Source organism: Pseudomonas sp. S2_B07, assembly GCF_054668435.1.
Genome location: NZ_CP162769.1, coordinates 5,343,841 through 5,367,654 on the forward strand (window position 1 = coordinate 5,343,841; position 23,814 = coordinate 5,367,654).

The window sequence follows — 23,814 nt, forward strand, 5'->3', positions numbered from 1 at the left end:
GCTCCCCCAGGTTTTGTTCCCTGACTGATGAGCATCAGGTGGGTCGGAAGGCGATCAGAGCTTCGGCAACTGCCCGATGCGCCCCATCATTTCGGTCACGATCTGCAGGTCCAGCAGGAACTGGTCGACCGTCTTGAACTCGTTATCCGTGTGGCCGGTGTATTTCACTTCCGGCCGGGCCAGGCCGAATTGCACACCATTGGGCAGTTCATGCACCGACGTGGCGCCGGCAGAAGTGCCGTACTTGTGTTCCATGCCCAGGTTTTCGCTGGCCACGGCCAGCAAGGCCTTGACCCACTCACCCTCAGGATTGCGATACATCGGCTCGGCGATGGAATAGTCGAACGTTGCCGCTACGTGGCTCTTCTTGCTCCAAGCGCCAATCTTTTCGGCAATTTCGGCCTTGAGGGCTTCCGGGGACTTGCCCTTCGGCACGCGCAGGTTGACCGCCAGCTTGAAGGTTGTGTCATTCATCCCGACAAAGGTCAGAGACGTCGTCAGCGGCCCCATGAAGTCATCGGCAAAACCGACACCCAATTTCCCGCCCAGGTAATCCAGCCCCCAGTTGTCGGCAGCGTAGCGGGCGGCGTCGGTGATGTGGTTGTGCTTGAGCGCGACTTTTCCGTCGAGGCTGTTGATGAAGTCCAGCATCCTGGCGACCGGGTTGACGCCAGACTCGGGCTCGGAGGAGTGGGCGGAAACGCCGGTCACCGTGAGCTTGACGTCCTTGTCGACGATTTTGGCGCTTACCTCGAAGTTTCCACCATTGCGCTTGGCATACTCGCTACCGGCCTTTTGCAGGCTGGCGGCCAGTTCGGCAGGCTTGTCAGTCACTAATGTGGCGACCGAAGCCGACGGAATCTGGTTGGTGGCCAAGCCGCCGGTCATCGAGGTGATTTCCGCGCCCTGGCCCTCGCCGTCACGCCGGGCAAAGCTGCCCATCACGGTGCCGTAGCCTTTTTCGGCGATGACCACCGGGTAGCCGCCGTCCAGCGCCAGGTTGTAGTTGGGCGTCGGGTTGTGTTCGAAGTAATAGGGGATGGCGTCGCCGGTGGTTTCTTCGGTGGTGTCGATCAGCAGCTTGAAATTCCTTGCCAGCGGCAGCTTCTCTTCCTTGATCACCTTCATGGCGTACAGGGCCACCACGATACCGTTCTTGTCATCCTCGGTACCGCGACCATACATGCGGTCGCCGATCAGGGTGACCTTGAACGGATCCAGGCGGGTGCCGTCTTTCAGGACCCAGTTCTCTGGCGTCACCGGCACCACGTCGGCATGTGCGTGAATGCCCACCACTTCATCACCGCTGCCCTCAAGGGAAATTTCATAGACACGGTTGTCGATGTTGCGGAAATTCAGGTTGAAGGACTGGGCAAGGCTTTTGATCTTGTCGGCGATCTTGATGAATTCGGGGTTGTCGTGCTGAGCAACGCCCTCCACCTGGAAGGTCGGGATTGCCACCAGCTCACGCAACGTCTCGGTAGCCGCAGCGCCATATTTCACCCGTGCATAGAGGCCCAGAAGACGATGGATTTCGTTCTGCTGTTCCGGGGTAAGCGTCTTGTTGTCCTGGAAAGCGCTGATGGCCGGGCCGAGGTCGGCGGTTTTGGCCAGGTTGCTTTTGGCCACGCCGGCCAGGAACTGCCTGAAATCCGTGGCGGAGACGTCGCTGAAATTCTTGAGAATGGTCGCACTCTGTTGCGGGGTGATGTTGGTTTGCGCGGCTACGGTAAACGACGAAAGGCTGGCCAGAATCAGGGTCGACGCGGCCAGATGCTTAAGTGAGAAGTCCATTGTGAAAGGCATTCCTTTGCAGGCGGTTTGTGGGAAGTGTCTGATCGATTGGTCAGAAACATTTCCAAACTAACACCACGTAGGCGTGAAAGGGGAGGCTTTAAAGTGGGATCTGTCGCACAGAAATGCAAAAGCGACGCAGATATGAAAAAGGCCCGCGAGTCAGACTCGGCGGGCCTTTTGCGTGGGCGCAGGTTTTACATCGACAGAATCAGGCGCCCGGCGAACAGGATCAGAATCACCCCCATCGTCCGTTCAAACCAATGCCCCATGCGCATGAACAGCACGCGCACCCGGGTGCTGGAAAAGAACAGCGCGACGATCACAAACCACACCGCATTCACAAAACACATCCAGACCCCATACAGCGCCTGGATGTTCAGCGGTGTTGTGGCGCTGATGATGGTGGTGAAAATCGCCAGGAAAAACAGCGTCGCCTTGGGGTTGGTCGCGTTGGTCAGAAACCCGGTGGTGAAGGCCTTCAACAGCGTTTGTTCGACGACGGGTTCGTCCGGGACTTTATCGCCCTCAAGCGTGGATTTTGGTTTGCTGCGTAGCAAGCTGATCCCGAGGTACAAAATGTAGGCGCCGCCCACGACCTTGGCCACGGTCAACAGCCACGGCGTGGTATGCATCAGGGCGCCGACCCCGAGCAGGGTGTAAAGCACGTGCACGGAAATCCCCGCGCCGATACCCAGCGCCGTGCAGATGCCCACCAACCGGCCGAAACGCACGCTCTGGCGGATGGTCACGGCAAAGTCCGGCCCGGGTGCGACCACGGCCAGGAAGTGAATGGTTGCCAGCGCCAGGAACTCGCCCAAGTAATTCGAAAGCATCTCAACTCCAGAAGGTAAGGGGTGAAGCATTGCCGCGGTAGCCGACAAAGAATGAAAGGCTCAATCGCGGATCCGCCACACCCGGTGTCACCGAGTGCATACAGCGCGAATTGAACATGATGAAATCGCCCGGCTCGGGGCGTATCTCCAAGGTCGGAGGGCCGAGCAAGGCCGGGTCGATGCCGTAGCTGTCGCCGCGCATCTCGTCGAACCGGTCCGGCGAAATGTCGTCGTCCCACATCTGCAGTGCGCCGCCCTCGGTCGGCATGTTCAGGTAAACGTTGCAGGCAAACTGTGCTTCCAGGCTTCTGGCCTGGTAACTGTCGGGGGCGTCCTTGGCGAAAATGTCGTGGTGGGCAAGAAAACAAACGCCCGGTTTCACCACCCGCGACAAGCCGACATACATCTTGCGACCGTAGAGGTTCTCCAGGTGCGCGCCTGCCGGCCAGGATTCGTCGAGCATGCAGCGCAGGGTGTCGACCGGGGACGAATAGGGCGCGCACCGGTTACGCAATTCCGCAATGTTGCGGGTGGCGCGTTCGAAGTAGTCCTCGATCAGCAGCGGCTGGTTTTCCGCTTCATAAAACGCCATGCCAATGCGGCCGATGCTTGGCGCATTGATATAGCCTTCGAAACCGGGGGCGAGGATCTTGTCGCCAATCTGAATCGCCAGCGGCTGGGGCAGCAAGCCTTTGACGCGGATGGCGAGGACTTCTTCATTGGCCAGTTTTTTTATGCACGTCTCATCGAGACGCTCGACGTCAAGCATCATGTCTTAGGTCCATCTATCAGATAGTCAACAGAACCCGCGAGCGCAGGCTCCCCCGGCGTCAGGCGATGACGGTGCCGTCATCGCCCAAATGCTCAGTCCACGGTGTAGTGGACTGACAGCGTTCCCTTCTTCAATGAAAGGAAGGCGATCGTGACCGTGGCCAATTCCTTCAGGCTACGTACATGGGTGCCGCCGCAGCCGTAGGCGGGCAGTGCCCCGAAACCGATTTCCCGGGCGCCTTCGCGCAATGACGTCAGGCGCGGAAAATCCTCGGCAATCCACTGTTCAATGCCGAGTTGAACGGTTTGGGCGTCGACGTCCTGTGCACTTTCCAGTGCTTTGAACTGCACCCGCCCTTCGCCCGGCCAGTGATGCGCCTTGATCGGCATCCAGCCCTTGGCCTGGACGAAGTGACCGATCAGATGCCCGGCTGAATGCATGCGCGTATTGAACTGGCGTCGCTCGCCGTCCACGCGAATCTGGGTCATGCCGGGTTTTACCGGTCGGTCGACGAAATGAATGATCCGCTCAGGATCCTGGATTACCCGCAGGACCTGGCTATCGCCAATTGAGCCGGTATCAAAGGGCTGTCCGCCACCTTGTGGGTGGAACAGCGTGGCGCGCAGCACCACCGCAAATTCGTTTTCGTGGGGCGTGCAATCCAGGACTTCCACATTAGCCTTGAGGTCATCACTATGGAAAAAGAGGCGAAGCGTCATATTCCATGCCCTTATTAAAGTTTCTATTTTTATTATATGAAGCGTGGAATTGCGTGATAATCCGTTCAAACATCAAAGGACTGTTGCGCTGTGAGCATAAATCTTCCACTGCCGCTGCTTGGGGAAATGGCGATTTTCGTCAAGGTTGTCGAGACCGGCAGCTTTTCCGAGGCGGCCCGCCAACTGGGTTCTTCACCTTCGGCGGTCAGTCGCAGCATTTCGCGGCTGGAGAAGGCGCTGGCCACGCGCCTGCTGCAACGAACCACGCGCAAATTACGCTTGAGCGACGGTGGCGAAGAAGTGTTCAAGCGTTGCCAGGAAATGGTCAGCGCGGCCAAGTCGGTGATGGAAATCAGCGGGCAGTTCACTGACGAAGCCGAAGGGTTGGTGCGTCTGAGCGTTCCAAAAGCGGTGGGAAGAATTGTGATTCACCCGCACATGCCGGAGTTTTTACGCCGCTATCCCAAAGTGGATGTAGAACTGATGCTTGAAGATCGCCAGGTCGATTTGATCGATGATCACGTCGACCTGGCGATTCGCATCACCGATCGGCCACCTTCGGGGCTGGTGGGGCGGCAGTTGCTGACGATCGACCATTTGCTCTGTGCGACACCGCAATATTTGGCCGAACACGGGACGCCGACGCACCCCCATGACTTGCTCAATCACAGTTGTATCTACCTGGGTGAAACCCCGAGCGATGCGCGCTGGAAATTCAAGAAAGGCAGCAAATCGGTGACTGTCGGTGTGCGCGGGCGATATGCCGCCAATCATACTGGCGTACGGTTTGGAGCGGTATTGCAGCACATCGGCATTGGCAGCCTGCCGTATTTCACGGCGCGGCGGGCCTTGGAGAAGGGGGTGATGGTGCAAGTGCTGCCGGACTGGACCTTTCTGGCCTCCTACCACGGCGGGGCCTGGTTGCTGCATTCGCCCACTCGGTACCTGCCTCCCAAAATACGGGTATTGATTGATTACTTGGTGGAGTGTCTGGAGAAGGAGCCGACGTTGGGCAAGCCCGGTAAGTCGAGCAGTCTGGTGATGGGCGTATCGGAGTATGAGCTGCCCGAGAGTGACGGCTTGTTTTGATCGCACAAAAAAGGCCCGCATGTTCAACCATGCGGGCCTTTTGTGTAACTGGTCGGAAATCAGTGCTTGCTTTCGTCGTTCGACATCGCCAGCAGCTGCTTTTCCTGGTTCCAGTCAAACGGTTCGTCGTTCTGTTCAGCTTCGAAGCGACGTTCTTCCAGCGCCTGATACAGATCGATTTCATCATCGGGCATGTAATGCAGGCAGTCACCGGCGAAGTACCACAGCAGGTCGCGCGGAACCAGGTGGGCAATTTGCGGGTAGCGGGTGATTACCTGGCAGAGAATGTCCTGGCCCAGGTATTGGCTTTCGATCGGATCGACCGGCAGCAACGCACGCAATTCATCGAAGCGCTCCAGGAACAAGGCATGGCTTTCTTCGGGAACCTGTTCGGCCTCACCCACGGCGACCAGGATGCTGCGCAAGTGGTCAAGCAAGACGAGATGGTCGGCAACGACGTTGGACACGAGATAAGTCCTCAAGAGCAAAACGGGCGCGGGAGTATAAAGCCCCTGCGCCCGTTTTGCATGGGGGCACTGGATCAGCGGACCTTTCCGGGTGCCAGTGCCAGTTCTTCTTTGTCAAAATCATCGACGTCGATCACCTTGCGTCGTGCCGCTTCGGCGGCCCGCAGGGTTTGCGCTTCCGTTGCCTGCAATACTCCCGCCTCCAGCGCGGCATCGATGACGTGTTCCCCGGCGGCCGGTTTGACCTGGCCACTTTTGAGCGCGATGTGCAGTTTTTTCTGCAGCGGCTGCGCAGCGTTCAACAAATTGCAGGCGTGTTGCAAAGCACCGACGGCGTCCTCGGCCGATTGCGGACGGTAGCAACCGCCCAGCAGCTCTTCGAGCGTCGGGTCGCCCTTGGCGCGACCAATCACGGCAGCCACTTCGGCGCCGAGTTTGTCCGATGGCCCTTTGTGTCGACGGCCGAACGGGAACACGATCACCCGCAACAGGCAACCCAGTACCTTGTTCGGGAAGTTGGTCAGCAGTTCATCCAGTGCCCGTTCCGACTGACCAAGGCTTTCCTCCATGGCCCAGGTAAACAGCGGCGCCATGTGCTCTGGTGAATCGAGATCGTGGTAACGCTTGAGGGCGGCAGAGGCGAGGTACAGGTTGCTGAGTACATCCCCGAGGCGTGCAGACAGGCGTTCGCGGCGTTTCAGTTCACCGCCCAACAGCATCATGCTCAGGTCCGCCAGCATGGCGAACCCTGCGGCCTGACGGTTGAGTGCGCGGAAGTAGCCCTGGCTGAGCGTGTTGCCCGGCGTGTGCTCGAAGTGCCCGAAACCGAGGTTCAGCACCAACGTGCTGGCGGCGTTGCTCACGGCAAAACCAATGTGTTTGAGCAGCAGGCCATCGAACTCGGTAAGGGCCTGGTCCTTGTCTTCACGACCGGCGAGGGCCATTTCCTTGAGTACGAACGGATGGCAGCGAATGGCACCCTGGCCGAAGATCATCAGGTTGCGCGAAAGAATGTTCGCGCCTTCCACGGTGATGAAAATCGGCGCGCCATTCCAGCTGCGACCGAGGTAGTTGTTCGGTCCCATGATGATGGCTTTACCGCCGTGAACGTCCATCGCGTGGCTGATGCACTCGCGACCGCGTTCGGTAAGGTGATACTTGAGAATCGCCGAGAGCACCGACGGTTTCTCACCCAGGTCCACCGCGTTGGCAGTCAACATGCGCGCCGCGTCCATCATCCAGGCGTTGCCGCCGATGCGCGCCATGGCTTCCTGAATCCCTTCGAACGCCGACAATGGAACGTTGAATTGCTCGCGAACCTGAGCGTACTGCCCCGTCACCAGACTGGTGAACTTGGCCGCGCCGGTGCCGACTGCCGGCAACGAAATCGAACGCCCGACCGACAGGCAATTCATCAGCATCATCCAGCCCTTGCCGAGCATTTCCTGGCCGCCGATGAGGAAATCGAGCGGCACGAACACGTCCTTGCCGGAGTTCGGGCCGTTCATGAACGCGGCCCCCAGCGGCAGGTGACGGCGGCCGATTTCAACACCGGCCGTGTCGGTTGGAATCAGCGCCAGGCTGATGCCCAGGTCTTCCTTGTCTCCCAGCAAGTGGTCCGGGTCATAGGCCTTGAAGGCGAGGCCGAGCAGGGTCGCCACCGGGCCTAAGGTGATGTAACGCTTTTCCCAGTTCAGGCGCAGGCCGAGGGTTTCCTTGCCTTCCCATTCACCTTTGCAGATCACCCCGGTGTCGGGCATTGCCCCGGCGTCGGAACCGGCCAGCGGACCGGTCAACGCGAAGCACGGAATGTCGTCACCACGGGCCAGCCTTGGCAGGTAATGATTGCGTTGTTCATCGGTGCCGTAATGCAGCAGCAGTTCGGCCGGGCCGAGGGAATTGGGGACCATCACGGTGGACGCAAGATCGCCGCTGCGGGTCGCCAGTTTCATCGCGACCTGTGAGTGGGCGTAGGCGGAGAAGCCCTTGCCGCCAAATTCCTTGGGAATGATCAGCGCGAAGAAGCCGTTTTCCTTGATGTGTGTCCAGGCTTCAGCGGGCAGGTCCATGTCTTGCCCGATCTGCCAGTCGGTGACCATGGCGCAGAGTTCCTCGGTCGGGCCGTCGATGAAAGCCTGTTCCTCCTCAGTCAGTTGGGCTTTTGGATAGGACAGCAATTTGTCCCAGTCCGGACGGCCGCTGAACAATTCGCCGTCCCACCATACGGTGCCGGCGTCGATGGCGTCGCGTTCGGTTTGCGACATCGGCGGCAGGGTTTTCTGGAACCAGCTGAACAGCGGCGCGCTGAAGAACTTGCGACGCAGGTCGGGCAGCAGCAAGGGGGCCGCAACGGCTGCAATCAACACCCAGAACACCAGCAGCAGCCAACCCGGCGCGTGGCTGAAAGCGCCCATCGCGACGATGTAGACGGCAATAATGCACAGGGCGGGCAGGGGGGCGGTGCGACGATGGGCTAACCAGGCTATCCCGACAATCAGAACCAGTATCCACAACAGCAGCATATTTAATCCTCCGTGAACCAGGGTAAAACCAACCTTCAGAGCTTAGACGGCATCCGCCAAACAGGGTGGTCAGAGCGAGGTGATTGAAATCGTGGGAAACCTTGGGCGAGATTTGTAGGCTCGGTTGGCAACACGCTCGGGAATTCGTTCGTTTCCTACGCGACAATACGCGCATGTTTGGCCGAAACGTCGTTATCTCTGTGCTGAACCTGTCGCTAGACTCGGGGCTTCCCCAGGAGATTGATCTCATGCACGAGTACTTGAGTCCCGGCCGCTTCATCGATAGTGACCACCCCTCGGTGGTGGAGTTCGCCGAAACACACCGCGGCAGTGGTCGCGATCCGCTTGAGCAGGCGATCAACCTCTATTACGCGGTGCGCGAGGCCGTGCGTTACAACCCCTACACGTTCAGCCGCGACCCAAAGACCTTGCGCGGCAGTTATGCGCTGGCCGCCGGGGAAAGCTATTGCGTGCCCAAAGCCACGTTGCTGGCCGGTGCCGCACGACATTGCGGGATCCCTGCGCGCATCGGCCTGGCGGACGTGCGCAATCACCTGTCGACCCCGCGATTGCTCGAACTGCTGAAAAGCGATGTGTTCGCCATGCACGGCTACACCGAACTGTATCTCAACGACCGCTGGGTCAAGGCCACGCCGGCCTTCAACCAGCAACTCTGTGAATTGTTCAATGTTGCGCCGCTGGAATTCGACGGGATCAACGACAGTGTCTTTCATCCGTTCAATCGCGATGGCGCGCAGTTGATGGAGTACCTGGTCGATCACGGCCAGTTCACCGACGTGCCGGAAGCCTTCTTTTTCGAGCACCTGGAAAAGTGCTATCCACACTTGTTCAGCGACACACTGCCGGCCCTGCTGGGGGATATGCAGAGCGATTTGAGTCGCGCCTGATCCGGCGTATGCTGCCTGCCCACTTATCGAAAAAGAGGCGGTCATGCTGAAGATCTGGGGTCGTAAAAACTCGTCGAATGTCAGAAAGCCTTTGTGGGCCGCCGAAGAGCTGGGGCTGGCCTACGAGGCCATCGATGCGGGCGGCGCCTTTGGTGTCGTCGATACACCGGAGTACCGGGCGATGAACCCCAACGGTCGCATTCCGGTGATCGAGGATGACGGCTTTGTCCTGTGGGAATCCAATGCCATCGTGCGTTACTTGATGGCCCGATATGCCGACGGCAGCGCCTGGTATCCGGCGGATGTAAAAGCTCGCGCCACGGCCGACAAGTGGATGGACTGGACCACTTCAAGCCTCGCCGGCCCGTTCCGCACCGTATTCTGGGGCGTGATGCGCACTTCGGCAGACAAGCAGGACTGGTCGGCCATCAACGCCGCAATCAAAGAATGCACTGAGCTGCTGTCGATGGTCGATCAAGCGTTGTCGATCAAACCTTACCTGTCCGGTGATGAAATCGGCATGGGCGATATTCCGCTCGGCAGTTTTATTTATGCCTGGTTCGAGATGCCGATCGAGCGGGCGCCGCAGCCGCACCTCGAAGCCTGGTATGCCCGGTTGAAACAGCGTCCGGCGTATCAAAAAGCCGTTATGACCGCGTTGAGTTAATACTCACTATCGACACACTTGACTGTACTTGTGTGGCGGCGACAAGCACCATTGCGCTCATGTGCCGTGGTTGCTCCAGTCGCCGCAGGCCGTCTTTTATCCCTTTCTTCCTTCTTGGTGCGTAATCCGATATGAGTTCCGCTCTGTCCATCCGGCAGCTAACCAAAACCTACGGCAACGGTTTCCAGGCCCTGAGTGGTATCGATCTGGACGTTGCCGAAGGTGACTTCTTCGCCCTGCTCGGCCCTAACGGCGCGGGCAAATCCACGACCATCGGCATTCTCTCGACCCTGGTGAACAAGACCAGCGGAACGGTGAATATCTTCGGTCACGACCTGGACAAGGAGCCGGCGGCGCTCAAGCGTTGCATCGGCGTGGTGCCCCAGGAATTCAACTTCAACCAGTTTGAAAAGACTTTCGACATCGTCGTCACCCAGGCTGGTTACTACGGCATCCCGCCGAAAATCGCCAAGGAACGCGCCGAGCAATACCTGACCCAACTGGGGCTGTGGGACAAACGCGATGTGCCGTCGCGTTCACTGTCCGGCGGTATGAAGCGTCGACTGATGATCGCCCGTGCGCTGGTCCACGAACCGCGTCTGCTGATCCTCGACGAACCGACGGCGGGTGTGGACATTGAACTGCGTCGCTCGATGTGGACCTTCCTCACCGAGCTGAACCAGAAAGGCATCACCATCATCCTCACCACGCACTACCTGGAAGAGGCTGAGCAGTTGTGCCGCAACATCGGCATCATCGACCACGGCACTATTGTCGAAAACACCAGCATGAAACAGTTGCTCAGCCAACTGCATGTGGAAACCTTCCTGCTCGACATCAAAAACACGTTGACCAGTGCGCCGCAGTTACTCGGCTACCCGACCCGACTGCTCGATGGTCACACGCTGGAAGTCCAGGTCGACAAGGCCATGGGCATCACCGCGCTGTTTACTCAACTGGCGCAGCAAAACATCGAAGTGCTGAGCCTGCGTAACAAAACCAATCGCCTCGAGGAGTTGTTCGTGTCCCTGGTGGAGAAAAATCTGTCGAAGGTGGCGGTATGAGTTCCGAGCTGCAGCCCAACCTCGTTGCCCTCAATACCATCGTTTACCGTGAGGTCCGGCGTTTTACCCGGATCTGGCCGCAGACGCTGCTGCCGCCGGCCATCACCATGGTTTTGTATTTCGTGATCTTCGGCAATCTGATCGGCAAGCAGATTGGTGGCATGGGTGGCTTCACCTACATGGAGTACATCGTGCCGGGGCTGATCATGATGTCGGTGATCACCAACTCCTATGGCAACGTGGTCTCGAGTTTCTTCGGCAGCAAGTTCCAGCGTTCCATCGAGGAACTGATGGTGTCGCCAGTGTCGCCGCATACGATTCTGATCGGCTATACCCTGGGCGGCGTGTTGCGCGGGCTGATGGTCGGGATCATCGTGACGATACTGTCGCTGTTCTTCACCGATTTGCAGGTGCATCACCTGGGCGTGACCATTCTGGTGGTGGTACTGACGGCGACGATCTTTTCGCTGCTGGGCTTCATCAACGCCGTGTTTGCACGCAACTTCGATGACATCTCGATCATCCCGACCTTCGTGCTGACACCGCTGACTTACCTGGGCGGGGTGTTTTACTCGATCTCCCTGTTGCCACCGTTCTGGCAGACCGTGTCCCTGGCGAACCCGGTGTTGCACATGGTCAACGCGTTCCGATACGGCATTCTTGGGGTTTCGGACATCAAGATCAGCATCGCAATCACCTTTATGCTGGTGGCGACGATTGTGTTGTATGTCGGTTGCGCACGGTTGCTGGTCAGTGGGCGCGGGATGCGTACCTGATTCAAGACCGCCAGCACAAACACCGCATGAAAAAACGGCCTCCAACAATGGAGGCCGTTTTGCATTCCTACATCCGGCTTTTCTTGCGCCGCTTCCACTGCCGCGCCACCCACCACCGCCAGTACGTCATGGTCAGGAAATAGGCGAGAGCCCCCAACACCAACCCTGTCACCACCGAACCCAGCAAAAACGGTTGCCATAACGTCGACAATTCGCTGCTGACCCATTCCCAGGACAAAGAGTCGGGCAACTGGCGAGTGGGCACATCCAACAGCCAGGCCCCGGTCTGGTACGTGCAGAAAAACACCGCCGGCATGGTGATCGGGTTGGTCAGCCAGACCAGGCTCACCGCAATCGGCATGTTGCCTCGCACCATGATCGCCAGCACCGCAGCCAGGAGCATTTGCAACGGGATCGGTAGAAACGCCGCGAACAGGCCAACCGCCATCGCGCGGGCCACGGAGTGACGGTTGAGGTGCCAGAGGTTGGGGTCATGCAGCAGGGTGCCGAGAAAGCGTAAGGATTTGTGTTCCCTGATGCTGGTCGGGTCTGGCATGTAGCGTTTGAACAAGCGCCGGGGCATAAGGCTTCTCGGTCGGTTAAGGCGGCAAGTATGTCTGGATTCTACGAACCGCCCATTCAGACTTTGTGACAATTGATAACGGCGCCGGTGCGGTTGGCCGGCTATGCCTAGGTGGGGACTCTCAAGGATGAGTGTATGCGCACAGGGATGTTGGCGCTCGCGCTGGGTTTGTTGGCCCTGCGTTTTTTGCCGGTTTTACCGCCGGTCTGGTTTTGGATGTGGCTGCCACTGTCGGGTTTGATGCTGCTGCCGTTTCGGACGTATCCGTTGGCGTTTTTCCTGTTCGGCTTCAGTTGGGCGTGCGCGAATGCGCAGTGGGCGCTGGATGATCGGCTGCTACAAAAACTCGACGGCGAAACCCGTTGGGTTGAAGGGCGGGTGACGGGGCTGGCGCAAAATGCCGACGGCGTGGTGCGATTCGAACTGACGGACAGTCAATCCAGGCGAACGAAGCTGCCCAGGCGTTTGCGCCTGGCCTGGTATGGCGGGCCGCCGGTCAGCAGCGGCGAACGCTGGCGACTGGCGGTCAAATTGAAGCGTCCTGCCGGGCTGCTCAATCCGCATGCCTTCGATTACGACGCCTGGCTGCTGGCTCAACGCATCGGTGCGATCGGCACGGTCAAGGACGGTGAGCGACTCGCCGAAGCCCGATGGGCCTGGCGTGACGGTATCCGCCAGCGTTTACTCGCGGTCGATGCCCAAGGCCGAACCGCCGCGTTGACCGCGCTGGTACTGGGCGATGGCGCCGGGCTGAGCCGTGAGGAGTGGCAGGTGCTGCAAGACACCGGCACGGTGCATCTGCTGGTGATTTCCGGGCAGCACATCGGAATGTTGGCGGGGCTGGTCTACCTGCTGATCGCCGGGTTGGCGCGGTTTGGCCTCTGGCCAGGCCGTTTACCGTGGCTGCCATGGGCCTGCGGGCTGGCGTTCTCGGCGGCGCTGGCTTACGGGCTGCTGGCCGGCTTCGACGTTCCGGTGCAACGCGCCTGCGTGATGATCGGTCTGGTGCTGCTATGGCGGCTGCGCTTTCGTCACCTCGGCGCCTGGTGGCCGCTGTTGCTGGCGCTCAATGGTGTTTTGCTGCTGGATCCGTTGGCCAGCCTGCAGCCGGGTTTCTGGTTGTCCTTCGCCGCCGTGGGGGTGTTGATCTTCACCTTTGGCGGGCGGCTGGGCCCCTGGCGATGGTGGCAAACCTGGACGCGGGCTCAATGGCTGATCGCGATCGGCCTGTGCCCGTTGCTGCTGGTGCTCGGCTTGCCGATCAGCCTCAGCGGGCCGGTGGTCAATCTGCTGGCAGTGCCCTGGATCAGCCTGGTGGTCTTACCGCCCGCCTTGCTCGGGACATTGTTGTTGCTCGTCCCTTATGTGGGCGAAGGCTTGCTATGGCTGGCGGGCGGTTTGATCGACGGGATGTTCTGGGCGCTGACAATGATGGCCGGGCATTTGCCGGCGTGGGTGCCGGTGGCGATCCCGTGGTGGTGTTGGGCACTGGGTACATTGGGCGCCGTCCTGCTGTTGTTGCCGCGAGGCGTGCCTCTACGCCCATTAGGATGGCCGCTGCTGTTGTTGCTGGTGTTCCCGCTTCGGCCGTTGTTGCCGGAAGGCAGGGCCGATGTCTGGCAGCTGGACGTCGGTCAAGGTTTGGCCATTCTGGTGCGGACCCGACATCACACGCTGCTGTATGACGCAGGGCCGCGTTTCGGCGATCTGGACATGGGGGAGCGGGTGGTGCTGCCGTCGTTACGCAAACTCGGGGTAAGGGGCCTCGACCTGATGCTGATCAGTCACGCCGATGCCGATCACGCAGGCGGAGCGCGAGCCGTGAGCAATGGCCTGCCGGTCAAGCAGATACTCAGTGGCGATCCCGAGGGTTTACCTGACGCACTGCAAGCCCAAGGCTGTGAAAGTGGCCGGCAATGGACCTGGGACGGTGTGAATTTCCAATTGTGGCAATGGACGTCTGCCCAGGACCGCAATCAGAAATCCTGCGTCTTGCAAATAGAAGCCAGCGGCGAGCGACTGTTGCTGACCGGTGATATCGACACCGCTGCCGAACGGGTCTTGTTGGAGAGTCCGCTGGCGGTGGCCACCGATTGGTTGCAGTCACCGCATCACGGCAGCCGCAGTTCCTCGTCAATGGTTCTTTTGAACGTGTTGCAACCCAAGGCCGTATTGATCTCCCGTGGCCAGGGCAATTCCTTTGGCCATCCGCACCCCACGGTCGTGGCGCGTTATCAAAAACGCGGCATGGCGATTTACGACAGTGCCGAGCACGGTGCCATTCAACTGCAACTGGGGTGTTTCCAGCCACCGTGGACGATGCGTCTGGACCGGCGTTTCTGGCGCGAACCACCGCCGGTCAATAAATAGCCGAGAGTTATTAAAGCCCGACCGGATGCGACATCACGGTCTTCGGTGCGCCGACCCCCTATGTTAGAGTGGCGCACTTTTTCGAGGGGACTGTCACTGTGTGGGAATTGGTCAAATCCGGCGGCTGGATGATGCTGCCGATCATTCTGAGTTCCATCGCGGCCATGGCCATCGTCGCCGAGCGCCTGTGGACCCTGCGCGCCAGCCGTGTGACCCCCGAGCACTTGCTCGGCCAGGTCTGGGTCTGGATCAAAGACAAACAGCTCAATAAAGAAAAACTCAAGGAACTGCGCGCCAACTCGCCGTTGGGCGAAATCCTGGCGGCGGGCCTGGCCAACTCCAAGCATGGTCGCGAGATCATGAAAGAGTGCATCGAAGAGGCCGCCGCCCGGGTCATCCATGAACTGGAGCGTTACATCAACGCCTTGGGCACCATCGCCGCCATGGCCCCGTTGCTGGGGTTGTTGGGGACGGTGCTGGGTATGATCGATATCTTCAGCGCGTTCATGGGCACAGGCATGGGCACCAACGCCGCGGTGCTCGCCGGCGGCATTTCCAAAGCCTTGATCACCACGGCTGCGGGCCTGATGGTTGGTATCCCGTCGGTGTTCTTCCATCGTTTCCTGCAACGCCGGATCGATGAACTGGTGGTGGGCATGGAGCAGGAAGCGATCAAACTGGTCGAGGTGGTGCAGGGTGACCGTGATGTGGACCTGACCGAGGGCCGAGCGTGAAATTCCGCCGCAAGCCGCGGGAAACGGTAGACATCAACCTCGCGTCGCTGATCGACGTGGTGTTCATCCTGCTGCTGTTTTTCGTTGTCACGACCACGTTTACCCGTGAAACCCAGTTGCGCGTCGACTTGCCGGAAGCGGTCAGTGGTTCGCCAGCTGAGGATCAGCAGGTCAAGCAACTGGACATCGGTATTAACGCCGAAGGCGTGTTCTCGGTGAACAATCGAGTCCTGCCCAAGAGCGACCTGGCAACGGTGATGGAAGCGCTGCAAAAAGAGTCCAACGGCGACACTAATCTGCCGCTGTCCATCAGCGCTGACGGCAAGACGCAGCATCAGTCTGTCATTACCGCCATGGACGCCGCCGGCAAGCTCGGTTTCAGCCACTTGCGCATGACCACTGTCGAGGCGGCGCCGCCCGCGCATTGATGGCCATGTCTGATCGCTTGCTCGCCGCGTGGTACGAAGGTCATCCGGCCCTGAAGCTGCTGCAGCCACTGGAGTGGCTGTATCGGCGGGTGGTCATGAACAAGCGCAAGCGTTTCCTCGCGGGTGAGGGCGAGATCTATCAACCGCCCGTGCCGCTGATCGTGGTCGGCAATATCACCGTGGGCGGTACCGGCAAGACGCCGCTGATCCTGTGGATGATCGAGCATTGCCAGCGCAGTGGCTTGCGGGTGGGCGTGGTCAGTCGTGGTTACGGCGCCAAGCCGCCGCAGCTACCCTGGCGGGTCAAAGCCGAGCAACGTGCCGAAGTGGCGGGTGATGAACCGTTGTTGATCGTCCAGCGTACCGGCGTGCCGTTGATGATCGACCCGGACCGCAGCCGCGCGGTAGAAGCACTGCTGGCGAGCGAGCCGCTGGACCTGATCCTCTCCGATGACGGCATGCAGCATTACCGTCTGGCCCGCGACCTTGAACTGGTGCTGATCGACGCCGCCCGAGGCCTGGGCAACCAGCGTTGCCTGCCAGCCGGGCCGTTGCGTGAGCCAGTCGAACGCCTGCAAAGCGTCGACGCGGTGCTCTACAACGGCGCCGCGGAGGATCGCGACGGCGGGTTTGCCTTCCAGTTGCAACCGACCGCCCTGATCAACTTGCGCAGCGGTGAACGACGTCCTCTCGATCACTTCCCCGCAGGTCAGGCGGTGCACGCCGTAGCCGGGATCGGCAATCCGCAGCGTTTCTTCACCACCCTCGAAACGCTACACTGCAAACCTGTCCCGCATGCGTTTGCCGACCACGCCGAATACAGCGTGCAGGCCTTGAATTTCACACCGTCATTGCCGTTGGTGATGACTGAAAAGGACGCGGTGAAGTGCCGTGCCTTCGCCGCCGCCGATTGGTGGTACCTGGCGGTCGATGCTGCGCCATCGCCGGCCTTCGTGGCCTGGTTCGATACGCAGCTGATGCGCCTGTTGCCGGCTCGTCTTTTGCCTTAACTCCGTTTTTATCCAGGGAATGCTCATGGACACCAAATTGCTCGACATCCTCGCTTGCCCGGTCTGCAAAGGCCCACTCAAGCTCAGCGCCGACAAGACCGAGCTGATCAGCAAGGGCGCCGGCCTCGCGTACCCGATTCGCGATGGCATCCCGGTGATGCTCGAAACCGAAGCCCGCACCCTGACCACCGACGAGCGTCTGGATAAATGACCACAGCCTTTACCGTTGTCATTCCATCGCGTTATGCCTCGACCCGTTTGCCGGGCAAACCGCTGCTGCTGATCGCCGGCAAGCCGATGATCCAGCATGTCTGGGAACAGGCGAGCAAAAGCAGCGCCCAGCGCGTGGTGGTTGCCACTGACGATGCGCGCATCGTCGAGGCGTGCAACGGCTTCGGCGCCGAAGTGGTGCTGACCCGCGAAGACCACAATTCCGGCACCGACCGTCTGGCCGAAGTCGCCGCGAAGCTGGGCCTGGCGCCTGACGCCATCGTGGTCAACGTCCAGGGTGACGAGCCGCTGATTCCGCCGAGCGTGATCGATCAGGTCGCGGCTAACCTCGCGGCCCATACCGAAGCGCGCATGGCCACCCTCGCGGAGCCGATCGAAGACGTAGACACCCTGTTCAACCCCAACGTGGTCAAGGTCGTCAGTGACCTAAATGGTCTGGCGCTGACCTTCAGTCGCTCGACCTTGCCGTGGGCGCGGGACGCGTTTGCCAAAAGCCGCGAGCAACTGCCGGAAGGCGTGCCGTATCGTCGCCACATTGGCATTTATGCCTACCGCGCCGGTTTCCTGCATGACTTCGTCAGCTGGGGCCCGTGCTGGCTGGAAAACACCGAATCCCTGGAACAGCTGCGTGCCCTGTGGCACGGCGTACGGATTCACGTCGCCGACGCGTCGATCGCACCACCCACCGGGGTCGACACCGTTGAAGACCTTGAGCGCGTTCGTCGCCTGCTGGAGGCCTGATGCGCGTTCTGTTCGTGTGCCTGGGCAACATCTGCCGTTCTCCAACGGCCGAAGGTGTGCTGCGGCACAAACTGCGCGAAGCGGGGCTGGCCGATCAGATTGAGGTCGCCTCCGCCGGCACCGGTGACTGGCACGTCGGCAAGGCGCCGGACAAACGCAGCCAGGCTGCGGCCAAACTGCGTGGCTACGACCTGTCCGCCCAGCGCGCCCAGCAAGTCACCCGCGCCGATTTCGCCACTTACGACCTGATCCTGGCGATGGACAACAGCAACCTGCGGCACCTCAAGGCCTTGCAGCCGGCCAAGGGCAAGGCCGAGCTGGACCTGTTCCTGCGCCGCTACCAGTCGGAGCTCGATGAAGTGCCGGATCCGTATTACGACGGCGACCAGGGCTTCGAGCAGGTGCTGGACCTGATCGAGCGCGCCAGTGACTTGCTGGTGATCGAATTGAAGGGACGGTTATGAGTTTGCAGGTTCAATCACAGGTTTCGCTCAAGCCGTTCAACAGCTTTGGTGTCGACGTTCAGGCTCGCCTGTTCGCCGAGGCCCATAGCGATTCTGACGTGCGTGAGGCCCTGGCCTACGCCGCACAGCATGACGTTCCGTTGTTGGTGATTGGCGGCGGCAGCAATCTGCTGCTGACCGCCGATATCCAGTCGCTGGTGCTGCGCATGGCCACGCGCGGAATTCGCATCCTCAGTGATGATGGCAGCAAAGTCGTGATCGAAGCCGAGGCTGGCGAGCCGTGGCATCCGTTCGTGCAACACACCCTGGCGCAGGGTTTGTCGGGCCTGGAAAACCTCAGCCTGATCCCCGGCACCGTCGGTGCGGCGCCGATGCAGAACATCGGTGCGTACGGGGTCGAGATCAAGGATGTGTTTGCCGGCCTGACCGCGCTGGATCGCCAGACTGGCGAGCTGCGAGACTTCACCTTGGCCGAGTGCAACTTTGCTTACCGCGACAGCCTGTTCAAGCAGGAGCCGGGACGCTGGCTGATCCTGCGCGTTCGTTTCACTCTCCACCGTGCGGCGCACTTGCATCTGGAATACGGCCCGGTGCGCCAGCGCCTGACCGAGCAAGGCATCGAGCACCCGACGGCCACGGATGTCAGCCAGGCGATTTGCAGCATCCGCAATGAAAAGCTGCCGGACCCGGCGGTGCTGGGCAATGCCGGCAGCTTCTTCAAAAACCCGTTGGTGCCAGCGGCGCTGGTCGCCCAACTCAGGGGCGAATACCCGGATCTGGTGGCGTATGCGCAGCCCGACGGGCAAATGAAACTGGCCGCAGGCTGGTTGATCGAGCGGGCGGGGTGGAAAGGTTTCCGCGACGAGGATGCCGGCGTGCATAAGTTACAGGCGCTGGTGCTGGTCAATTACGGCGGTGCCACGGGCCTGCAATTGCTCAACCTGGCGCAGCGAATCCGGAAAGACATTTCGGACCGTTTCCATGTCGATCTGGAAATGGAGCCCAACCAGTATTGAAGCTAAGCTTTCAGGACTGATCTCAAAGCCCTGCACACTTCCACTGTGCAGGGCTTTTTTTGTTAATGCTGGGTTAACTTAGCCACCTAACGATGCAAGCATTTGCTCCATCAAAGGCCCGGTGCAGACGTTCCCGTCGCATAAGAGAGCCTCTTTAGCCTGAGTCGATCTGCGTATCACGAATCAAGATCCCACGGCAGATTGCTCGACCCCATAACCCTAGATCTATGCGGGCGTGCCCATGATTACCCTGAAACTCAACGGTCAAGACCATCCACTCGACGTCACTGAGGACATGCCGCTGCTTTGGGCGATCCGCGACGTGGCCGGTTACAACGGCACCAAATTCGGCTGCGGCATGGGCCTGTGCGGTGCCTGCACGATTCACATCGACGGATCACCGGCGCGCAGTTGCATTACGCCGATTGGTTCGGTGGTCGGGCAGAACGTCACCACCATCGACAACCTGCACGCCGATCCGGTCGGGCAAGTGGTCCAGCAAGCCTGGCTCGACACCGCCGTGGCCCAATGCGGTTTTTGCCAGGGCGGGCAGATCATGTCGGCGACGGCGCTGCTCAAGACCAACCCCAATCCTACGGATGCGCAGATCGAAGAGGCGATGGTCGGCAACATTTGCCGCTGCGGGACCTATAACCGCATCAAGACGGCTATCCGCCAGGCTTCTACTCACTTGAAGGAGGCCAAGGCATGAGCCCGTTACCGAATGATTTTGCCCTGAGTAACTTCAGCCGCCGCGGTTTCCTCAAAGGGGTCGGTGCCACCAGTGCCTTGGTGCTCGCGGCCAGCTGGGGCTGGCAGGACGTTTTCGCTGAAGAGGCCTCGAAGAAGTTCGGCGCCGACGGCATGCCCCACGGCGCGATTGATGATCCCAAGGTTTACGTCAGCATCGCCGCCGATGGCACGGTGACCGTGATCTGCAACCGTTCGGAAATGGGCCAGGGCGTACGCACCAGCCTGACGATGGTGGTGGCCGATGAACTGGACGCTGACTGGGCGATGGTGAAGGTGCAACAGGCGCCAGGCGATGAAGTGCGTTTCGGCAACCAGGACACCGACGGTTCACGCAGCATGCGTCACTGGTACGAGCCAATGCGCCGCTGCGGTGCCGCCGCGCGCACCATGCTCGAACAGGCCGCTGCCGAGCTGTGGAAGGTGCCGGTCGCCGAGTGCCATGCGCAACTGCACAAAGTCATCCATAAACCGTCCGGTCGTGAATTGGGCTATGGCGCGTTGGCTGTGGCGGCCGGAGCGCTGGCGGTGCCCGCGCGTGACAGCGTACGGCTCAAGGATCCGTCGGAGTTTCGCTACATTGGCAAAGAGGGCACCAAGGCCATCGACGGTGCCGACATCGTCAACGGCCGTGCCATTTACGGGGCCGACGTGCATTTCGACGGCATGCTCTACGCCACCATTGCGCGTCCGGCGGTGTACGGCGGCAAGGTCAAATCCCTCGACTCCAGCGCCGCGCTGAAAGTCCCTGGCGTGATCAAGGTCCTGCAGATCGAAGGCAGCCCACTGCCGTCTGAATTTCAACCGTTGGGCGGCGTGGCCGTGGTGGCCAGCAACACCTGGGCGGCGATCAAGGGCCGCGAGGCGCTGAAGATCGAGTGGGATGACGGCCCGAACGCCAGTTATGACTCGATTGCCTATCGCAAGGAACTCGAAGCGGCGTCCCTCAAGCCCGGGAAAGTGGTGCGCAATACCGGCAGTATCGACGAAGCAATGAAGAGCGCCGACAGCACCCTCGAAGCGTCTTATTACCTGCCGCACCTGGCGCAGGCACCGATGGAGCCGATGGTTGCCATTGCCCGCTTCAAGGATGGCGTCTGCGAAGCCTGGGGGCCGAGTCAGGCGCCGCAGGTCACCCGTACACGGATTGGCGAACGCCTTGGCGTTCCGTTCGATAACGTTACGTTTAACGTCACCTTGCTCGGCGGCGGTTTTGGTCGAAAGTCCAAACCTGACTTCATCATTGAAGCGGCGATACTCGCCAAAGAGTTCCCCGGCAAGGCCGTGCGGGTGCAATGGACCCGTGAAGACGACATCCACTGTTCCTATTTCCACACCGTGTCGGCCGAGTACCTCAAAGCCAGCCTGAACAAGGACGGCCTGCCCTCCGGCTGGCTGCACCGTACCGTGGCCCCGAGTATCACCGCGCTGTTTGCACCGGGGATGAACCACGAGGCAGCGTTTGAACTGGGCATGGGGTTCACCAACATGGCCTACGCGATTCCCAACGTGCGCCTGGAAAACCCGGAAGCGACGGTGCATACCCGCGTCGGCTGGTATCGCTCGGTGTCGAACATCCCCCATGGCTTTGCGATTCAGAGCTTCGTCGATGAGCTGGCGCACAAGGCCGGGCAGGATCCGCTCAAGTACCAGATCAAGCTGCTTGGCCCAGACCGTCAGATCGACCCGCGCACGCTGAGTGAAGAGTGGAACTACGGCGAATCCCCCGAGCGCTATCCGATCGATACCGGCCGCCTGCGCACGGTGCTGGAAACCGCCGCGAAAGCCGCGGGTTGGGGGCGTGAATTGCCCAAGGGCCGAGGCTTGGGGTTGGCGGTGCATTACAGCTTCGTCACCTATGTGGCGGCGGTGATCGAGGTCGAAGTCAAAGATGACGGCACGTTGATCGTGCACAAGGCTGACATCGCTGTGGATTGCGGGCCGCAGATCAACCCCGAGCGCATCCGCTCGCAGTTCGAGGGCGCCTGCGTCATGGGCCTGGGCAATGCGGTGCTGGGGGAAATCAGCTTCAAGGACGGCAAGGTCCAGCAGGACAACTTCCACATGTACGAAGTGGCGCGCATGTCCCTGGCGCCCAAAGAAGTCGCCGTGCATCTGGTCACCCCGCCAGGCGTTGTGCCCTTGGGCGGCGTCGGTGAGCCGGGCGTGCCGCCGATTGCGCCGGCGTTGTGCAACGCGATCTTCGCCGCCACCGGCAAGCGCATCCGTAACCTGCCGGTTCGCTTTCAGCTGCAAGGTTGGCAGAAGGCGCAAGCCTGATGGACAGCGTCGATCTGAATGTCCTGCGCAGCGTGCTCGAATGGCGCCTAGCGGGTCAGCGGGTGGTGCTGTACAGCGTGGTCCAGACCTGGGGTACCGCGCCCCGGGCACCTGGCGCCATGCTGGCCTTGCGTGAAGATGGTGTGGTGATCGGTTCGGTGTCGGGCGGTTGTGTCGAGGATGACCTGATTGCCCGGCTGCACGACGGGCGTATCCCGGTGGATGGGCCGCCGGTGCAGTTGATCACCTACGGCGTTACTCGCGAGGAAGCCGCACGGTTTGGTTTGCCGTGCGGCGGCACGTTGCGTCTGACTGAGGAGCGGGTCGGCGATCCGCAGTGGGTAGCCGAATTGCTGGCGCGCTGTGAGGCCCATGAAATCGTCGCTCGTTCGCTGGATATTGCGACCGGTGAAGTGGTTGTGCAGTCAGCGAGTAAATCCGATGTTTTGAGCTTTGACGGCACCACGTTGCGCGCGATTTATGGTCCGCGTTGGCGTTTATTGCTGATCGGCGCGGGGCAATTGTCCCGTTACGTCGCCGAGATGGCGCGGTTGCTGGATTTCGAAGTGTTGATCTGCGATCCGCGCACCGAGTTTGTTTATGGGTGGGAAGAGCAGCACGGTCGTTTTGTCTCGGGCATGCCGGATGAGGCAGTGCTGAATATCCAGACTGACGAACGCACGGCCATCGTTGCCCTGACTCACGATCCTCGCCTGGATGACATGGCGCTGCTCACGGCGCTGGATTCCAAGGCCTTTTATGTCGGCGCGCTGGGTTCGCGGGTCAACAGCGTGAAGCGCCGGGAAAACCTCGCCGAACTGGGCTTGTCGCCAGACGCTATCGAGCGTCTGCATGGCCCGGTCGGGTTGCACATTGGCAGCCACAGTCCGGCGGAAATCGCCTTGTCACTGATGGCCGAAATTGTGGCGATCAAGAACGGCGTCGAACTGAAGCAAAAGAAGCCGTTGCAGGAGGCTGTATGAGTGAATCCATCGGCGTCATCGTGCTGGCGGCGGGGCAGGGCAGTCGTTTTCGTCAGGTGGCCGGGGCTGAAAAAGACAAGTTGTTGGCCGACTGCACGGGGCGCGACGGGGCGGTTCGTTCGGTGATCGAGCAGGTGTTGGCGAGTCTGCCCGCGACGATAGAAAGGCGCGTGCTGGTGACGACAGCGGATCGTCCGCAGGTGATTCGCATGGCTCAAGCGTATGGCTGCGAGATTGTGTTGATCGACTCGACAGGCATGGGCGACAGCATTGCGGCGGGTGTGGCGGCGTGTCAGCAGCTGGATGGTTGGTTGGTTGTGCTGGGGGATATGCCGTTTATCCTGCCTTCGACGGTAGATAATGTGCTGGCGGGTGTGGCTGATGATGCGATCAGCGTGCCGGTGCTGGAGGGAGAGTTTGGGCATCCGGTGGGCTTTGGTCGCCGTTTTGGACCGGGGTTGATGAGGTTGTCGGGGGATCGAGGGGCCAAGCCGCTGTTTGCGCAGGGCAGGGTGGTTGAGTTGGTGGTGGATGATCCCGGAGTGCTGTGGGATGTCGATGTGCCTGAATCACTGACCTTCAGACCTGCATAAAATCCCTGTGGGAGCGA

24 protein-coding genes are annotated in these 23,814 nt (G+C 60.4%); 17 read left to right on the top strand and 7 right to left on the bottom strand.

Annotated features, from left to right (window positions below; translation table 11 throughout):
- Positions 1-54 precede the first annotated feature (54 nt).
- From AB4N43_RS24650 to AB4N43_RS24665, 4 genes are all read right to left on the bottom strand, one after another.
- A complete protein-coding gene (locus tag AB4N43_RS24650) occupies positions 55-1,794 on the bottom strand; it encodes a dipeptidase (protein WP_460152063.1) in 1,740 nt (579 codons plus the stop codon).
- 197 nt (positions 1,795-1,991) lie between these two features.
- Positions 1,992-2,630, bottom strand: a complete 639-nt coding sequence (locus AB4N43_RS24655; RefSeq protein ID WP_027924012.1) for a LysE family translocator — start codon at positions 2,628-2,630, stop codon at positions 1,992-1,994.
- Position 2,631: 1 nt separating this feature from the next.
- Positions 2,632-3,402 (bottom strand): 2OG-Fe(II) oxygenase, encoded by a 771-nt coding sequence (locus AB4N43_RS24660; protein ID WP_027924013.1) that lies wholly within the window; start codon positions 3,400-3,402, stop codon positions 2,632-2,634.
- Between the two features lie 92 nt (positions 3,403-3,494).
- On the bottom strand, positions 3,495-4,121 hold the full coding sequence (locus tag AB4N43_RS24665; protein WP_460152066.1) for an alanyl-tRNA editing protein: 627 nt from the start codon (positions 4,119-4,121) through the stop codon (positions 3,495-3,497).
- Positions 4,122-4,211: 90 nt separating this feature from the next.
- Here AB4N43_RS24665 and AB4N43_RS24670 point away from each other — a divergent pair, with 90 nt between their 5' ends.
- Positions 4,212-5,210, top strand: a complete 999-nt coding sequence (locus tag AB4N43_RS24670; RefSeq protein ID WP_027924015.1) for a LysR family transcriptional regulator — start codon at positions 4,212-4,214, stop codon at positions 5,208-5,210.
- Positions 5,211-5,269: 59 nt separating this feature from the next.
- On the opposite strand, the gene AB4N43_RS24675 is transcribed toward AB4N43_RS24670, so the two are convergent.
- Positions 5,270-5,677: a PA2817 family protein gene (locus tag AB4N43_RS24675; protein WP_059182330.1), complete on the bottom strand. Its 408-nt coding sequence runs from the start codon at positions 5,675-5,677 to the stop codon at positions 5,270-5,272.
- 74 nt (positions 5,678-5,751) lie between these two features.
- Positions 5,752-8,199 carry an acyl-CoA dehydrogenase gene (locus AB4N43_RS24680; protein WP_460152069.1) on the bottom strand — a complete coding sequence of 816 codons (2,448 nt, stop codon included), beginning with the start codon at positions 8,197-8,199 and terminating at the stop codon, positions 5,752-5,754.
- A 248-nt stretch (positions 8,200-8,447) separates the two neighbouring features.
- Here AB4N43_RS24680 and AB4N43_RS24685 point away from each other — a divergent pair, with 248 nt between their 5' ends.
- The 4 genes from AB4N43_RS24685 to AB4N43_RS24700 all read left to right on the top strand — a co-directional run bounded on the left by AB4N43_RS24685 (position 8,448) and on the right by AB4N43_RS24700 (position 11,614).
- Positions 8,448-9,107 (top strand): transglutaminase-like domain-containing protein, encoded by a 660-nt coding sequence (locus AB4N43_RS24685; RefSeq protein WP_460152071.1) that lies wholly within the window; start codon positions 8,448-8,450, stop codon positions 9,105-9,107.
- A gap of 43 nt (positions 9,108-9,150) precedes the next feature.
- The gene (locus AB4N43_RS24690) at positions 9,151-9,774 is read left to right on the top strand and encodes a glutathione S-transferase family protein (RefSeq protein WP_460152073.1); all 624 of its coding nucleotides are present in this window, start codon (positions 9,151-9,153) and stop codon (positions 9,772-9,774) included.
- Positions 9,775-9,905: 131 nt separating this feature from the next.
- Positions 9,906-10,838, top strand: a complete 933-nt coding sequence (locus AB4N43_RS24695) for an ABC transporter ATP-binding protein (protein ID WP_027924020.1) — start codon at positions 9,906-9,908, stop codon at positions 10,836-10,838.
- Positions 10,835-11,614: an ABC transporter permease gene (locus AB4N43_RS24700; RefSeq protein ID WP_027924021.1), complete on the top strand. Its 780-nt coding sequence runs from the start codon at positions 10,835-10,837 to the stop codon at positions 11,612-11,614. Before AB4N43_RS24695 ends, AB4N43_RS24700 begins: the two co-directional genes overlap by 4 nt.
- A gap of 67 nt (positions 11,615-11,681) precedes the next feature.
- Here the strand turns inward: AB4N43_RS24700 and AB4N43_RS24705 are convergent, their stop codons facing one another.
- A complete protein-coding gene (locus AB4N43_RS24705) occupies positions 11,682-12,197 on the bottom strand; it encodes a DUF2062 domain-containing protein (RefSeq protein ID WP_027924022.1) in 516 nt (171 codons plus the stop codon).
- A gap of 135 nt (positions 12,198-12,332) precedes the next feature.
- Between AB4N43_RS24705 and AB4N43_RS24710 the strand changes: the two genes are divergently transcribed.
- From AB4N43_RS24710 to AB4N43_RS24765, 12 genes are all read left to right on the top strand, one after another.
- The gene (locus AB4N43_RS24710) at positions 12,333-14,567 is read left to right on the top strand and encodes a DNA internalization-related competence protein ComEC/Rec2 (protein WP_460152076.1); all 2,235 of its coding nucleotides are present in this window, start codon (positions 12,333-12,335) and stop codon (positions 14,565-14,567) included.
- Positions 14,568-14,665: 98 nt separating this feature from the next.
- A complete protein-coding gene (locus tag AB4N43_RS24715) occupies positions 14,666-15,301 on the top strand; it encodes a MotA/TolQ/ExbB proton channel family protein (protein WP_027924024.1) in 636 nt (211 codons plus the stop codon).
- A complete protein-coding gene (locus AB4N43_RS24720) occupies positions 15,298-15,729 on the top strand; it encodes an ExbD/TolR family protein (protein WP_027924025.1) in 432 nt (143 codons plus the stop codon). The genes AB4N43_RS24715 and AB4N43_RS24720 overlap by 4 nt, the downstream gene beginning before the upstream one ends.
- On the top strand, positions 15,729-16,739 hold the full coding sequence (lpxK, locus tag AB4N43_RS24725) for a tetraacyldisaccharide 4'-kinase (RefSeq protein WP_460152079.1): 1,011 nt from the start codon (positions 15,729-15,731) through the stop codon (positions 16,737-16,739). The genes AB4N43_RS24720 and lpxK overlap by 1 nt, the downstream gene beginning before the upstream one ends.
- Positions 16,740-16,764: 25 nt before the next feature.
- Positions 16,765-16,950, top strand: coding sequence for a Trm112 family protein (locus AB4N43_RS24730; RefSeq protein WP_007945752.1), 186 nt, complete (start codon positions 16,765-16,767; stop codon positions 16,948-16,950).
- Complete coding sequence (gene kdsB, locus AB4N43_RS24735) at positions 16,947-17,711, top strand: 3-deoxy-manno-octulosonate cytidylyltransferase (protein ID WP_027924027.1); 765 nt, start codon at positions 16,947-16,949, stop codon at positions 17,709-17,711. Before AB4N43_RS24730 ends, kdsB begins: the two co-directional genes overlap by 4 nt.
- Positions 17,711-18,175, top strand: coding sequence for a low molecular weight protein-tyrosine-phosphatase (locus tag AB4N43_RS24740; RefSeq protein ID WP_027924028.1), 465 nt, complete (start codon positions 17,711-17,713; stop codon positions 18,173-18,175). Before kdsB ends, AB4N43_RS24740 begins: the two co-directional genes overlap by 1 nt.
- Positions 18,172-19,191, top strand: a complete 1,020-nt coding sequence (gene murB, locus AB4N43_RS24745; protein ID WP_027924029.1) for a UDP-N-acetylmuramate dehydrogenase — start codon at positions 18,172-18,174, stop codon at positions 19,189-19,191. Before AB4N43_RS24740 ends, murB begins: the two co-directional genes overlap by 4 nt.
- A gap of 241 nt (positions 19,192-19,432) precedes the next feature.
- Positions 19,433-19,903, top strand: a complete 471-nt coding sequence (locus AB4N43_RS24750; RefSeq protein ID WP_027924030.1) for a (2Fe-2S)-binding protein — start codon at positions 19,433-19,435, stop codon at positions 19,901-19,903.
- The gene (locus tag AB4N43_RS24755; protein ID WP_460152082.1) at positions 19,900-22,221 is read left to right on the top strand and encodes a xanthine dehydrogenase family protein molybdopterin-binding subunit; all 2,322 of its coding nucleotides are present in this window, start codon (positions 19,900-19,902) and stop codon (positions 22,219-22,221) included. Before AB4N43_RS24750 ends, AB4N43_RS24755 begins: the two co-directional genes overlap by 4 nt.
- Complete coding sequence (locus AB4N43_RS24760) at positions 22,221-23,204, top strand: XdhC family protein (protein WP_027924032.1); 984 nt, start codon at positions 22,221-22,223, stop codon at positions 23,202-23,204. The genes AB4N43_RS24755 and AB4N43_RS24760 overlap by 1 nt, the downstream gene beginning before the upstream one ends.
- Positions 23,201-23,797, top strand: a complete 597-nt coding sequence (locus AB4N43_RS24765; protein ID WP_027924033.1) for a nucleotidyltransferase family protein — start codon at positions 23,201-23,203, stop codon at positions 23,795-23,797. The genes AB4N43_RS24760 and AB4N43_RS24765 overlap by 4 nt, the downstream gene beginning before the upstream one ends.
- Positions 23,798-23,814: the final 17 nt, after the last annotated feature.

Excerpts from the sequence above, each read along its gene's own strand:
- AB4N43_RS24710 (WP_460152076.1), top strand. The coding sequence starts at position 12,333 with ATGCGCACAGGGATGTTGGCGCTCGCGCTGGGTTTGTTGGCCCTGCGT.
- AB4N43_RS24650 (WP_460152063.1), bottom strand. The coding sequence starts at position 1,794 with ATGGACTTCTCACTTAAGCATCTGGCCGCGTCGACCCTGATTCTGGCC.
- AB4N43_RS24750 (WP_027924030.1), top strand. The coding sequence starts at position 19,433 with ATGATTACCCTGAAACTCAACGGTCAAGACCATCCACTCGACGTCACT.
- AB4N43_RS24655 (WP_027924012.1), bottom strand. The coding sequence starts at position 2,630 with ATGCTTTCGAATTACTTGGGCGAGTTCCTGGCGCTGGCAACCATTCAC.
- AB4N43_RS24665 (WP_460152066.1), bottom strand. The coding sequence starts at position 4,121 with ATGACGCTTCGCCTCTTTTTCCATAGTGATGACCTCAAGGCTAATGTG.
- AB4N43_RS24755 (WP_460152082.1), top strand. The coding sequence starts at position 19,900 with ATGAGCCCGTTACCGAATGATTTTGCCCTGAGTAACTTCAGCCGCCGC.
- AB4N43_RS24760 (WP_027924032.1), top strand. The coding sequence starts at position 22,221 with ATGGACAGCGTCGATCTGAATGTCCTGCGCAGCGTGCTCGAATGGCGC.
- AB4N43_RS24705 (WP_027924022.1), bottom strand. The coding sequence starts at position 12,197 with ATGCCCCGGCGCTTGTTCAAACGCTACATGCCAGACCCGACCAGCATC.
- kdsB (WP_027924027.1), top strand. The coding sequence starts at position 16,947 with ATGACCACAGCCTTTACCGTTGTCATTCCATCGCGTTATGCCTCGACC.
- AB4N43_RS24690 (WP_460152073.1), top strand. The coding sequence starts at position 9,151 with ATGCTGAAGATCTGGGGTCGTAAAAACTCGTCGAATGTCAGAAAGCCT.
- AB4N43_RS24660 (WP_027924013.1), bottom strand. The coding sequence starts at position 3,402 with ATGATGCTTGACGTCGAGCGTCTCGATGAGACGTGCATAAAAAAACTG.
- AB4N43_RS24695 (WP_027924020.1), top strand. The coding sequence starts at position 9,906 with ATGAGTTCCGCTCTGTCCATCCGGCAGCTAACCAAAACCTACGGCAAC.
- AB4N43_RS24700 (WP_027924021.1), top strand. The coding sequence starts at position 10,835 with ATGAGTTCCGAGCTGCAGCCCAACCTCGTTGCCCTCAATACCATCGTT.
- lpxK (WP_460152079.1), top strand. The coding sequence starts at position 15,729 with ATGGCCATGTCTGATCGCTTGCTCGCCGCGTGGTACGAAGGTCATCCG.
- AB4N43_RS24685 (WP_460152071.1), top strand. The coding sequence starts at position 8,448 with ATGCACGAGTACTTGAGTCCCGGCCGCTTCATCGATAGTGACCACCCC.
- murB (WP_027924029.1), top strand. The coding sequence starts at position 18,172 with ATGAGTTTGCAGGTTCAATCACAGGTTTCGCTCAAGCCGTTCAACAGC.
- AB4N43_RS24680 (WP_460152069.1), bottom strand. The coding sequence starts at position 8,199 with ATGCTGCTGTTGTGGATACTGGTTCTGATTGTCGGGATAGCCTGGTTA.
- AB4N43_RS24740 (WP_027924028.1), top strand. The coding sequence starts at position 17,711 with ATGCGCGTTCTGTTCGTGTGCCTGGGCAACATCTGCCGTTCTCCAACG.
- AB4N43_RS24765 (WP_027924033.1), top strand. The coding sequence starts at position 23,201 with ATGAGTGAATCCATCGGCGTCATCGTGCTGGCGGCGGGGCAGGGCAGT.
- AB4N43_RS24730 (WP_007945752.1), top strand. The coding sequence starts at position 16,765 with ATGGACACCAAATTGCTCGACATCCTCGCTTGCCCGGTCTGCAAAGGC.